Here is a 13,568-nt window from a genome sequence, read left to right on the forward strand (position 1 = left end):
GGATTATCTACCTTTCCCTTTATGCTTCTCACTAGTTGAAGCCTGAGCTTTTATAAACAGTTCCCAAAATCCTTTCTGCCTACCTTCTCTATGCATCAATAGTGCAAAATGCTGCATTAGATTACTACCAATTACAACCATTTTTGTCCATTTACCTACTGGTTTTACTATATCAAGTATCTTTGAATCCTCATTGTAAACCTGTATATCCTTTTGCTTCTCACGTAACATTTCTTGACGTTTCATCAGCTCTTTTCGCTTGTTTTTTTGATATAATTCATTATATTTTCTATTTTCTTCGCATTCTTCTTTAAGAACCTCTTTAGGAAATAGGATTTTCCTAATCCAATCTCTATATTTTTTTCTCAAAAAAAGAAATACTATAGCCATAGCAAGTAATGCCACGCTACATACAATGATTTGTCCAAATGACATTTTTTGTACTCAGCTTATTGAAAGGGCCATCTGTAATTATACTTTAACTATAAAAATTTCACAATTTTTTGCATAGAAAGGTAGTATGAAAGATGATATTAAAAAGCACCACTAAACTTCAGAACTTTCCTTTATTTCAAAAATCATACAAATACACAAGTAAATGAGCTTGTATGCGACAATATTTATTCTTATACTTCTTTAAAATACCGCTGCAACAAATATGAACTGCTATAAAACTCATACCTGCGATGAATTAAGAAAGAACGATGTAGAAAAAGAAGTTACTCTTTCTGGATGGCTATACCACAAACGTAACCATGGTAATCTAATCTTTGTTGACTTAAGAGATTTCTACGGAATTACTCAGCTAGTATTCAACAATGACAAAAACTTTTTCAATGAAATATCAAATTTAAAATCAGAAAGTGTGATTACTGTTACAGGAATAGTCAAAGCTAGAACTGAAGATACAGTAAACAGCTCTATTTCCACAGGAGAAATTGAGGTTATAGTTAGTAAATTGCACATTGAATCGAAAGTTGAGTTTCATTGTGACGAAGAAATAGCAAAAGAGGAAAAAAGCATATTAGCAAGTATCTCTGGCAAACAAGAATACCGAGAAAATATGAGATTTAAATATCGGTTTCTTGACTTAAGGCGGGAAAAAGTTCGCAATAACATCATTTTGCGCTCACAAATTATTGCAGAACTCCGTAGACTCATGACAGAACAAGGTTTTTTAGAAATTCAAACTCCAATACTCACTGCTTCATCTCCTGAAGGAGCACGCGATTATTTAGTTCCAAGTAGACTAAATCCTGGTAAATTCTATGCATTACCACAAGCTCCACAAATTTTTAAACAACTGCTCATGGTGTCAGGATTCGATAAATATTTTCAAATTGCACCATGTTTCCGTGATGAAGATACAAGATCTGACCGTTCCGGGGAATTTTATCAGCTAGATCTTGAAATGTCTTTTGTAACTCAAGAAGACATATTTCAAGTCATCGAAACTACTTTATACAAGGTGTTCACTAAATTTTCTTGCAAGTCAGTCGACAAGAACTTCCCACGTATTACATATAAAGAAGCAATGCTCAAATATGGCTCTGACAAACCAGATCTACGTAATCCATTATCAATTAGTGATGTTACAGAAGTTTTCCGTGATTCAAAGTTCAACATCTTCAAAAGCAACATTGAGAAGGGTATGGTAGTTAGAGCCATTCCCGCTCCCAAAACAGCAAAGGAGTCACGGAGCTTTTTTGATAAAAAAATAGAGCATGTGCAAAAAGAATTCGGAGCTAAAGGTCTTGGATATATAACGTTTGATAAAGATGGTACTATAAAAGGACCAATTGCCAAATTCTTTGATAAAAATAAGCTAAATCATATAAGAGAAATAACAAATGTAAAGCCTGGAGATAGTATATTTTTTACTTCCGATAAAGAAAATGAAGCAGCAATAATTGCAGGAAAAGTGCGTACCCTTTTAGGATCAGAATTAGGTCTCATAGATAAAAATGTTTTCAAATTCTGTTGGATTATTGACTTTCCATATTTTGTGTATGATTATAAAAATAAAAAAATTAATTTTTTTCATAACCCATTTTCTATGCCACATGGTGGCTTAAAAGATCTGGAGGAAAGAAATCCACTGTACATTCTTGCTTACCAATATGATCTCGTTTGTAATGGAATAGAACTATCAAGCGGAGCAATTCGCAATAACAAACTAGATATTATGTATAAAGCTTTTGCCATTTCAGGCTATAGCAAAGAAGAAGTCGATACAAAATTTAGTGCACTCGTGCGTGCATTCAGATTTGGAGTACCACCTCATGGTGGAATAGCACCGGGAGTTGACAGAATGGTTATGCTACTTGCTGATGAGCCAAACATTCGTGAAGTGATCTGTTTTCCTATGAACCAACAAGGTGAAGATGTTCTAATGGGAGCTCCTTCTAAGGTAAAAAGTAGACATTTACATGAATTATCCTTGCAGGTTATTGATTAACAGCACCATAGATTATGTCAAACTGAAAAAGCGTGTGAATAACATCCAAAAAGTAATACTATCAGGTATAATCTGCAATATAATTGTATGGTATGAATTAACTCTATTTGGAGTCTTGTCATATACAATAAGTGATGTTCTCTTTTCATCAGAAAATGAGCACGTAAAAAAAATCAAATTTCTTAGCAGCTTTGCAATTGGGTTTGGATTTAGGCCGCTTGGCGCATTTATTTTTGGCTACATTGGAGATAAATATGGCAGAAAGAAAGTTTTGCTAGCTTCTGTAATATTAGCTTCAATATCATCCACTGCAATCGCAGTAATACCAAGTGCAAAAAAAATAGGAATACTTTCCCCTATATTACTTCTGGTTTGTAGAATAATACAAGGAATGGCAACAGGTGGAGAAACAAGTATCAATTCAGCTTTTTTAATAGAGCACTCAAGCGATAAAAAAAATCTAGGTTTTTTAGGCAGCATGAAAGCTTTCAGTGGTGCGCTTGGTTCTATTACATGCTTTGTAATGATAGCTGTTTGCAAAAAACTTACAGGTGAAAATTATGAAATTTGGGGTTGGAAGTTACTCTTCTACTTCTGCTCTGTTATGGGCGTAATAGGCTTTCTAATAAGATACATAATAGAGGAAAGCTTAGCCTACAAAATACACAGTCGAAATAAAAATTTGTTTCACTCACCATTTCTAGAATTGCTCAAGGAGCATAAAAGAGTATTTGCGATAGCAATTGGAGTTGGCATTGCTCAGAATGCAATCATTTATTCAGCAATCATGTTTTACAATATATCTGTAAAAGAACTTATCCTATCAGGCATCGATATCAAAAATTTAGTAAGGATCATGGTTGAAATTACATTCGGATTATCTGCAGTACTGCTTGCAATACTATCTGACAAAATTGGAAGAAAAAATGTGATGATTCCCACATTAATAATTTTAGCTTGTGCCAGTTTACCAGTCCTTCAGCTATTATCATACGATAACCATTGCATTGTAATGCTTACTTTTCTATTAATAAGCATACCAATAGGTGCATCTTTTGGAATATGCAATTCTCTCGTTTGTGAATTATTTCCAACAAAGATTAGATGTACTGGCTTTAGTTTAGCCCACAACATATCTGCAGGGGTTTTCGGTGGCATTTCTCCATCTGTATGCATATGGCTTATAGAAAAAGCTAAAACAAAATTTGCCGCAGGCATTTATCTTACTGTCTGTGCATTAATTAGTCTGATATCTGTAATTCAAATTAAAGATAAAGACAAAAAAATTGATTGGTGAAATCTTTCCTTCTAATAAGGTTCCATATTTTAATCCACACTTCAACCTCCATACACCTAGTTACAGTGCTGTGCTAATTTCTATGGTTCCATTAGAAAATGAAAATGTTTTACTAATTAAGCAAGAACTAGCAAACGATTTTCTAATAGATAAGTTTTGCTATTTGGCAATCAGAGCCAAAAAATATTGATTCCCTTCCTGTTTAGGAGCTAATTCTACCTTTGCAATATCTTCGGTGTCTTTAATCAACCGTTCTAATTTCTCCAACCCAATTTCAGTGTTTATGAGCTCTCTACCTCTAAACTTCATTGTAATTTTAATCCTGTGTCCATGTGTAAGGAAGTCTCTTGCTTGACGTAATTTTGTTTCATAGTCGTGATCACCAATATTAGGGCCTAGCTTAATCTCTTTTATAGTTAATATTTTTTGTTTCTTTTTTGCTTCACTTGCTTTCTTTTTTGCATCGTATTTTTGTTTACTGTAGTCCAAAATTTTACATACTGGAGGAGTCAAATCAGGCACAATTTCCACTAGATCTAAATCGACATTCTGCGCAGACTCTAAAGCCTGCTCTATTGCCACAACTCCAACCATATTACCATTTTGATCAACTAGACGTACTTCCTTAGCTGTAATAGATTTATTAATTCTGTTTTTTTTGATTTGCAAACTTTAACCCTTAACTCAAATTAATATCTTTTAATAAAAGTTCAGCAGCTTTCTCATAAGAAAAAGATTCTTGCCTTTCCGATCCTAAATTCCTCACTGACACAGTTTTACTTGCAACTTCATTTTTACCAACTATCCATAATATAGGAACCTTGTTTAAACTATGCAAGCGTATTTTATGACTAATCTTTTCACTAGTTAAATTGACTTTAACCCTAACACCTTGCTTTTTTAAAACGCCGCTAATTTCTATAGCATAGCTGTCAACTTCATTTGTAACAGTTAGAATAGCAAGTTGTGTTGGGGCAAGCCACAATGGAAATTGTCCTGCATAATGTTCTATTAGAACTCCAATAAAACGTTCAAAAGTTCCAAAAATTGCTCTGTGCAGTATAATAGGATGATGTTTTTGCCCATCTGCTCCTATATAAAAAGCTCCAAGACGTTCTGGTAAAATGAAATCAACTTGTAGCGTTCCACACTGCCAGTTCCTACCTATTGCATCTTTTAGAATAAACTCTAACTTTGGTCCATAAAATGCACCTTCACCTGAGTTGAGTTCATAACTTAAACCTGTTTTTTCGACAGCATCGAACAGCGCTTTTTCAGCTCTATTCCATACTTCATCACTTCCTGCTCTAATGTCTGGACGGTCTGAGAATTTTACAGAAATTTCATTGAATCCAAGCTCTGAGTATATTTCTTTCAAAAGACCACAAAATTTTATAGTTTCAGAATTGATTTGCTCTTCCATACAAAAAATGTGCGCATCATCTTGTGTAAAGCCACGTACTCGCATCAGCCCATGCAATGAACCTGAGCTTTCATTCCTATGACACGTACCAAACTCTGCCATACGTATTGGTAAATCACGATAGCTTCTAGTATGAGAGTTGAAAATCTGCACGTGACAAGGACAATTCATTGGTTTTATTGCTAGCTTTTCATTCTCAAGTTCACTAACAATAAACATATTTTCACGAAACTTACTCCAATGCCCAGATTTCTCCCACAGCTCCTTGTTTACTAAAATAGGAGTTTTTACTTCAAAATAACCATTATCTATTAATTTTTTTCTCATATAAGATTCAAGAATGCTATATAAGATATAGCCCTGCTCATGCCAAAAAATTTGTCCTACAGCTTCCTCTTGAATGTGAAACAAGTCCATATCCTTAGCAATTTTGCGATGGTCACGTTTTTCTGCTTCTTCTAGACGTCCAAGATAAGCATTCAATTCATCCTTATTTCTCCACGCAGTGCCATATATTCGTTGCAATATTGGACTATTAGAATCACCACGCCAGTATGCTCCTGCAACTTTCATAAGTTTAAACGCTTTAACCATGCCAGTTGAAGGAGAATGTGGACCACGACATAAGTCAACAAAATCGCCTTGTTTATAAACAGTTAGATCCTCACCTTCTGGTATGTAAGAAATAATATCAACCTTATATTTTTCGCCTATATTACTGAAAAAATCAATTGCTTGCTTACGAGTCCAAACTTCTCTGACAAATCTGTAGTTACTTTTTATAATTCCTTGCATTTTTTTTTCTATTGTAGCAAGATCACCCGTAGTAAAGGTACGACCCACAGCAAAATCATAGTAGAAACCATCCTTAATTGTTGGACCAATAGCAACTTGAGTATTAGGAAAGAGCTCTTTCACCGCTTGAGCCATTATATGAGCGGCATCATGTCTTATTATATCTAAAGCCACTTCATCACTGAATTGTATTATCTCTATTTCCACCTCAGGTTCAATTGCATGTGATAAGTCATATAACTCACCATTTATCCTTAAGGCAATAGCTTCTCCTAAAACACCTAATTGTAATATATCAAAAATAGTAATTTTACTACTATATTTTTCTATTTTTTGTCCAGCTGAAAAGGTAACTTTTATCATCAGTTTTAGCAATAGGGTCTATTCTTTTTTAATCTAAGTTCAATTGCCTTTTCCCAAGTTTCACCATTACATAATAATTTCTCTTTATTATATATTAGCTCCTTTTTTGTTTCTGTCGCGAATTCAAAATTAGGACCCTCCACAATTGCATCAACTGGACATGCCTCTTGGCAAAGCCCACAATATATACATTTTGTCATATCAATATCATAACGCGTGGTGCAACGACTGCCATCTTCCTTTTCCTCAGCTTCAATAACTATTGCTTGAGCAGGACAGATGACTTCACACAACTTGCAAGCTATGCATCTTTCTTTACCATTTGGATACCTACGCAACGCGTGTTCGCCGCGAAACCTTGGGCTTAGATGACCCTTCTCCATAGGATACTTTAGCGTAACCTTTGGTTTGAACATGTATTTCAATGTAACAACAAATCCTTTAATCAATTCTATAAAGAACCAATACCGAATTAATTTCTTGAGCATAAAAGCATTTAAGACTTATACAAGTGATTATAGATGATATTTATCAATTTTCAAAAAGCCTTTTTCCTATCTTAACTTTGAATTATATTCGAATCAATTACCTTCATTCCTACTACATTATATCCTGAGTCAACGTGCAAAATTTCTCCAGTGGTACCACTACTTAAGTCACTTAGCAAGTACAATGCTGCTTTTCCAATATCCTCTATTGTGGTATTACGTCTCAGTGGAGAATTGTTTCTGTTCCATTTTGATATGAAGCAGAAATCACTTATTCCAGAAGATGCTAAAGTTCTGATTGGACCAGCAGAAATAGCGTTTACCCTAATATTTTGTGGTCCTAAGTCACATGCTAGATACTTTACACTTGCTTCAAGTGCTGCTTTACATAAACCCATAACATTGTAATTCGGTATAACCTTTTCAGCACCATAGTAAGACAAAGTAAGTAGACTACCAACATTTGGCATCATTTTTTCAGCCCTTTGTGCTAAAGCAGTAAAAGAATAGCACGATATATGCATTGCATTGAGAAAGTTGCTTAGTGAGGTATTGACATACCTACTACTCAATTCACTTTTATCAGAAAATGCAATCGCATGTACCAAAAAATCAAGAGTACTCCANTTTTTTTCTATTACTCCGAAAACATCATCTATAGTTTCTTCATTTGCAACATCACAACTCAGTATTAACTCCACATTTAGCTCAGTTGCTATCGGCAATAGTCTCTCTTTTACAGTTTCATTTTGGTATGTGATTGCAAGTTCTGCTCCATGCTCTAAGAGAGTTTTTGCTATGCCATAAGCTATTGATCTCTTGTTTGTTATTCCAGTTATTAACCCCTTTTTATTTTTTAATAAAGTCGTTGTCATAGAACCATCTATTTTTTTACAATTTGAAATACTAACTAAGCAAAGTCAAGGTGTTAACTATGTCTAAAAATAATTTTTTAAAGTTAAAGTGAATATACCATTAATCTTATAGATGAACATGAGTTTTCAGTAAAAATAAAAAGGCAAAAAACTTTCAAATTTTCTGCTAGTTATGTAAAAATAACAAACTTCTTTATTTAGAACTGAAGTTTTGGTATCTTCACATTTTAACAATTCAAAATTAATGAATATAAATAAAAATGAATTTCTATTTCTTTCACTTGGAGGAGTAGGCAGGATTGGAATGAACGTTAGCCTATATCATTGCCAAGGTAAGTGGATTATGATTGATCTTGGTATTGGTTTCGCTGACGAAACCATGCCAGGCATCGAACTACTTATTGCTGACGTAAGCTTTATTTCTCAAAGAAAAAAGGATTTACTCGGAATAATAATTACACATGCACATGAAGATCACTGTGGAGCAGTGCCTTATTTATGGAAAGAACTACAATGCCCTATATATGCAACAAATTTTACAGTTAACTTTCTCAAAGAGAAACTAAAGGAGTTTCAATTAAAAAGTATTGTACCTGTGAAAGAAGTAAATATAAATGGTAGCCTAAATTTAGGCCCTTTCACCGTTGAGTTTATAAATATAACTCATTCAATTCCTGAAGCACACTCAATACTAATTAGCACTGATGTGGGCAGTGCATTCCATACTAGCGATTNGAAATTTGATCCAAAACCTGTTGTTGGGTTAACCTCTAACATAGTTCGTTTAAAAGAGATTGGCGATAAAGGTAACCTACTTGCAGCAATTTGTGATTCAACAAACATATTGAGTAGACATGATCCTAAGTCAGAAGGTGAAATTTACAATAATATCTATAACATAATAAGACGGTCTAAAAGGTTGGTGATCGTGTCACTCTTCGCTTCAAATGTAGCACGAATCAAAACAATAAGCCAGGCTGCAAAGGTACTGAATAGAAAAGTGGTTTTGCTTGGTAGATCTTTATGGAGAATAGTAAAAGTTGCACAAAACAGTGGCCATTTAATCGATTCTGTTCAGTTTTTCGAAGCAAAAGATGTGGTAGATTCACCAAGGGAAAAGCTACTATTAATTTGCACCGGCTGCCAAGGTGAGCCAATGTCAGCAACTTCAAAACTTGCCTACAATAAGCATCATTCATTTAAAATGCAACGAGGTGACACAATGATCCTTTCATCAAAAATCATTCCTGGAAATGAAACTCGTACACATAATATGCTCAATGCTTTTATTGAGATGGGAGTGGAAGTTGTCACCGAAAAAACAGAGAATATTCATGCTTCTGGGCATCCAATGAAAGCAGAACTAAAGGAGATGTATTCTTTTATAAAGCCTAAAATATCTATTCCAGTTCATGGTGAGTATCTTCACACTCATGCACATGTAAAATTTGCAAAAGAGTGTGGTGTGGAAAAAGCAATAATGATTGCACCAGGCGATATTATTAACTTAGAGAACGGGGAAAAAGTTGATTCAATTGATGTTGATTATTTCGGTATTGATGGCATATTGCTACGTTATCCAGAGAGTAATGTCATAAAAATGCGTAAGAGGATGAGAGATGCAGGAGCCATTGTAGTAACAGCAGTTGTTAACAGAAAAAATAAATTACTTGCTAAGCCAAAAGTGTTTACACCTGGCATTTTTGAAGCAACAGAAGATGCAGCTATCATACAGAGAATCATAAAAGCGGTTGAATCAGCGTTTAGTTTACAGTCGACAAAAAAAATAAGAAGTAAGATTGAGAGCTCAATATTTAGCATCCTAAAGGAATATTTACTAAAAAGACCTATAATTAAAGTCCAAATAGAACAGATATAAAATGAATGAAGCAACTAGTTGAACCAATATCAATTCTTTAGTTGTTTTTGCCTTATTTTGCTAAAGCTACTTTATACGGGCATAAAAAAATAATGCTAGTAAGCACCGGCCTATTGTATTCAATTCCAGACATAATATATAATAAATTAATTAGTAAGAATATTTAAATACAAAGATAACATACACATTGCTGAAGAAAAAGACAGTGACTATAGATCTATATATAAAATAGCTATTACATTACAAATCAAGATGAGAATGATGTAAAAATACTTAACAAGCGGCGATAAATCTGTGCTTACATCTAGGTTTCTACTAAATGGAAAGGATATCGTTTACATCTCATACCTGATAGTAGAGGGTATATAATGTTGAAGAATCTGAAAGATGATACTGAGCTAATAGTTAGTATGTTCAAGGTAGTTATCTTTGCTTTAAAATTTTCTCCTAACAGGAAATCTATTTTAATCTCTCCTTAATCCAATGGTAAAACCAATATAACATATTATCTTTAGGTTTAAACAGCAAGTGTACAAAAAAACTACTAGAAGTTCAGAGCCTATAAACACTTCTTCTTTTTTTATTCAGATCAGAAATATACGGTCTTTACTTTTTATGTAAGTGAAAGCCAGCAATTATATACCATTTATTTTGCTAAAAAAGTAAAAAACCGAGGAGAATCAATCTTGGACACAAGAAATATACCACTATACCTACTTAGTCTCAAAAAGGAAATTCTATAAAGCCTTTATGAAAATTTAATCAAGAAAATTTTATATAGAGCTTATAAAGCTAGATGGAAAAAAATATTTCCCTGAGAGAAGCATAAAATTGAATATCCAGATAGCTATCAAATAGCAGGAGAATTCTCTTCATAAAAACAGAATCACTTAAGCAAGTCTAAGATAGATTTAGTGAATTTAGTAAAGAAAAACTACAAAATAATCTCTACCCACAAACGCCTATCTATATTAGACTAGCCTTATTTTGAACTATTAGTTGTTGGTTCAACTTCCTCGGAAAAAGTGGAAGATTTCAATAGTAATGAAGAATGGTGTGATAATATTAGCCATTTACCTTTTTGTCTCACCTGCAAATTAATATGTAACAAGCACGTAACTCTTTCTTACCTTTCAACTTAAAAGTATATAAACATGTATTAACAGTCTTATTACATACCAATGCTTATAGTGTATGATTCAACTTCCACAGTTGGACGTCCAGCTAAGAAACTACTTAAAGTAGTCAACACGCTAAGCATTGGTTGTTCTAAGGTTAGAGAATAGAGTAGACAGCAGTACTACATCATCAGTATAATTAACATTATACCTTATAAGTACTCTAATTCTTAGTGAATCACTACAACGATTAAACAGCACTTTTATATCTTAATCATTAGCTCTAACATAACTTCCGCTTTTATTAAAAATTTGAACTATTCTCGCTAAGAACATAACACTTAGTAATAAATTTGATACTAAAATAACTACTTTCTTACATATTCCATTCTCTATATATCACTCTATATACATAAATTAAAAGTATTAACCTATAGCGCAAAAGTTAAAACAACTACAAAAGCAAAAAGATTATTAAAAGCCCTTGTTTACCTTTGAGCAACATTATCGAACAGACACACATTCTCTCACTGTGTTAGGTTTCGATATTGATATCAGTATCTATCGCAATAGAGGAGAATTGCCGTTTTATAGCTGTCTCTATGTTAAAAATATTTTCTGAAGGTCCTTTTTTTGCTCTCTTCTAAAATCCTTACTGTAGTAGGTACTTGCTACTTGTATAGCAGTCTTTTTTGAAACAGTAGTACCCTTTCACCTTTTAAGTTTTTTTTTACAATAGCTTTTCCTATTTTCTTGGATGCTTTCATAACACTTTCTTCTGTCTATCAAAACTTATCAAGCGAGTTGTGTAGTAACTGAAACAAGAAATCGTAGAGTTAGAAAATTTAGTTAAAACAAGCGAGAACAAAAAACCTTCTACTAACTCAATTAAATCTCATTCTACATACTCACTTTAATTTTTGTTGTAAATTTTCAACATGGTATGTATCCTCAAATAAATTAGTAATAACAAAATACATTCTATACGGTTAGTTTCATCAAATTAACAAGCAAATACGAGTGTCTCGTTTTTAGCATTATTGTCCACTTGGAGTCTTAAATAGTCATGTTGAAGGAACAAGACAAAATATTTACGAACTTAAATGGTAAAGAAACCCCACTGCTCAAAGACGCAAAAAAACGTGGTAGTTGGCAGAAAACAAAAGAAATATTAGATTTAGGATCTGAAAAGATCATTGATGAGGTAAAAAAATCTGGCTTAAGAGGGCGAGGAGGTGCAGGATTCTTTACTGGCCTCAAGTGGAGTTTTATGCCAAAAAATCCTTCAAAAGAACAACCGGTATATCTAGTAGTCAATGCAGATGAATCAGAACCTGGTACATGTAAAGACAGAGGTATATTAAGGTACGAGCCACACAAATTACTTGAAGGAATTCTCTTAGCTGGCAAAGCGATCAACGCATCAGCTGCATATATTTATATCAGAGGTGAATTTTACAACGAGTATTTAGTTTTAAAAAAAGCACTTGAGGAAGCTTACAAAGAAGGTCTGATTGGGGAAAATGCCTGCAAATCAGGTTATGATCTTGATATATTTATTCATAGAGGTGCAGGAGCTTACATATGCGGAGAAGAAACAGCTCAACTTGAATCAATCGAAGGGAAAAAAGGCTTCCCTCGTATAAAACCTCCATTTCCTGCAGATATTGGACTTTTTGGTTGCCCAACTACAATAAACAACGTTGAAACTATAGCTATGGTTCCAGATATTTTGCGTCGTGGAGGAGGATGGTTTATGTCCCTTGGCAAACCCAATAATACTGGCACTAAGATCTTTAGTATTTCAGGACATGTAAATAACCCGTGCAATGTTGAGGAAGAGCTTGGAATCCCACTACGTGAATTAATTGAAAGATATGCAGGTGGAGTGCAAGGAGGTTGGAATAATTTACTTGCTGTGATACCTGGTGGATCTTCAATGCCGTTAATTCCAAAGTCTATATGCGACACTGTTGAAATGGATTTCGATTCACTAAGAGCCGTACAATCAGGACTTGGTACTGCCGCTGTAATAGTGATGGATAAATCGACCGACATAATAGCCGCAATAGAAAGGTTATCACACTTCTATATGCACGAATCATGTGGACAATGTACACCATGTCGCGAAGGCACTGGATGGATATGGAGAATTATGAAAAGGATGGTAACAGGAGAAATTAAGCCCGGTGAAATAGATAAGTTACTCGATATTACAACTCAAATAGAAGGACATACAATTTGCGCATTTGGTGATGCTGCAGCTTGGCCAGTTCAAGGATTAATAAGACATTTTCGTCCTTTAATTGAAAGGAGAGCACAATTTAGTAGAAGTTGTATAGGAATATGTAGTTACAGAAATAAATTAGATACAAAAACTACTTAATAAATTTTATCATTTCCCTTATCAGAGCAGTAAAAATATTAAGTTATCTTCAATCTGTACATGTCAAATGATAAAAGTATCAAGTAGCTAGTGTTCCATTCATAATTTTTTATGCTACATGTAGCTTGTATCTTTATTAACTTTGCTCCTAGGTTTTCAGGTTGAAGCGCACTTATAAGTCATTTAAAACAATATAAAATACCAATTTACAGAATTAGAGAGCTGGGGCAATCATCTATATAACTTCTTTAATTTTTCTTACTTAGCAAATTTTCTAAATATAAAGCAATCCATGTATAAAACATTCATTTTTGTAATAAGCAGTGTTATTCCAGTACGTGATCTAGAATCTAGTCTTTATTATGTAGCTACTTAGTTAAAATTAAGTTTTCTGGATATTAGTGTCTGACTGCTTGATATGATACTTTTCGAGTATGATTCAAATTATAATATTTCTAGGGCTATACTAAAATGATAAAAGAAAAG

The 13,568-nt window shown here is 33.6% G+C and carries 9 protein-coding genes; 4 read left to right on the forward strand and 5 right to left on the reverse strand.

Annotated elements, in window-relative coordinates:
* Nucleotides 1-3: 3 nt before the first annotated feature.
* Nucleotides 4-435, reverse strand: coding sequence for a hypothetical protein (locus HSX44_RS03225; protein WP_275602276.1), 432 nt, complete (start codon nucleotides 433-435; stop codon nucleotides 4-6).
* A 223-nt stretch (nucleotides 436-658) separates the two neighbouring features.
* Here HSX44_RS03225 and aspS point away from each other — a divergent pair, with 223 nt between their 5' ends.
* Both aspS and HSX44_RS03235 read left to right on the forward strand, forming a co-directional pair.
* Complete coding sequence (aspS, locus tag HSX44_RS03230) at nucleotides 659-2,458, forward strand: aspartate--tRNA ligase (RefSeq protein WP_275602277.1); 1,800 nt, start codon at nucleotides 659-661, stop codon at nucleotides 2,456-2,458.
* A gap of 34 nt (nucleotides 2,459-2,492) precedes the next feature.
* The gene (locus HSX44_RS03235) at nucleotides 2,493-3,755 is read left to right on the forward strand and encodes an MFS transporter (protein ID WP_275602431.1); all 1,263 of its coding nucleotides are present in this window, start codon (nucleotides 2,493-2,495) and stop codon (nucleotides 3,753-3,755) included.
* A gap of 159 nt (nucleotides 3,756-3,914) precedes the next feature.
* Here the strand turns inward: HSX44_RS03235 and infC are convergent, their stop codons facing one another.
* From infC to HSX44_RS03255, 4 genes are all read right to left on the reverse strand, one after another.
* The gene (gene infC / locus HSX44_RS03240) at nucleotides 3,915-4,424 is read right to left on the reverse strand and encodes a translation initiation factor IF-3 (RefSeq protein ID WP_275602278.1); all 510 of its coding nucleotides are present in this window, start codon (nucleotides 4,422-4,424) and stop codon (nucleotides 3,915-3,917) included.
* Nucleotides 4,425-4,434: 10 nt separating this feature from the next.
* Nucleotides 4,435-6,336 (reverse strand): threonine--tRNA ligase, encoded by a 1,902-nt coding sequence (gene thrS / locus HSX44_RS03245; RefSeq protein ID WP_275602279.1) that lies wholly within the window; start codon nucleotides 6,334-6,336, stop codon nucleotides 4,435-4,437.
* 5 nt (nucleotides 6,337-6,341) lie between these two features.
* Nucleotides 6,342-6,824 carry an NADH-quinone oxidoreductase subunit NuoI gene (gene nuoI / locus HSX44_RS03250; protein ID WP_275602280.1) on the reverse strand — a complete coding sequence of 161 codons (483 nt, stop codon included), beginning with the start codon at nucleotides 6,822-6,824 and terminating at the stop codon, nucleotides 6,342-6,344.
* A gap of 71 nt (nucleotides 6,825-6,895) precedes the next feature.
* On the reverse strand, nucleotides 6,896-7,699 hold the full coding sequence (locus HSX44_RS03255) for an enoyl-ACP reductase FabI (protein WP_275602281.1): 804 nt from the start codon (nucleotides 7,697-7,699) through the stop codon (nucleotides 6,896-6,898).
* Between the two features lie 244 nt (nucleotides 7,700-7,943).
* Between HSX44_RS03255 and HSX44_RS03260 the strand changes: the two genes are divergently transcribed.
* Together HSX44_RS03260 and nuoF are read left to right on the forward strand one after the other, a co-directional pair.
* Nucleotides 7,944-9,578, forward strand: coding sequence for a ribonuclease J (locus tag HSX44_RS03260; protein WP_275602282.1), 1,635 nt, complete (start codon nucleotides 7,944-7,946; stop codon nucleotides 9,576-9,578).
* A gap of 2,184 nt (nucleotides 9,579-11,762) precedes the next feature.
* Nucleotides 11,763-13,082, forward strand: a complete 1,320-nt coding sequence (nuoF, locus tag HSX44_RS03265) for an NADH-quinone oxidoreductase subunit NuoF (protein ID WP_275602283.1) — start codon at nucleotides 11,763-11,765, stop codon at nucleotides 13,080-13,082.
* The last annotated feature ends 486 nt before the right edge of the window (nucleotides 13,083-13,568 follow it).

The sequence above is a fragment of the Wolbachia endosymbiont of Onchocerca gibsoni genome, from assembly GCF_029169405.1.
Lineage (GTDB): Bacteria > Pseudomonadota > Alphaproteobacteria > Rickettsiales > Anaplasmataceae > Wolbachia.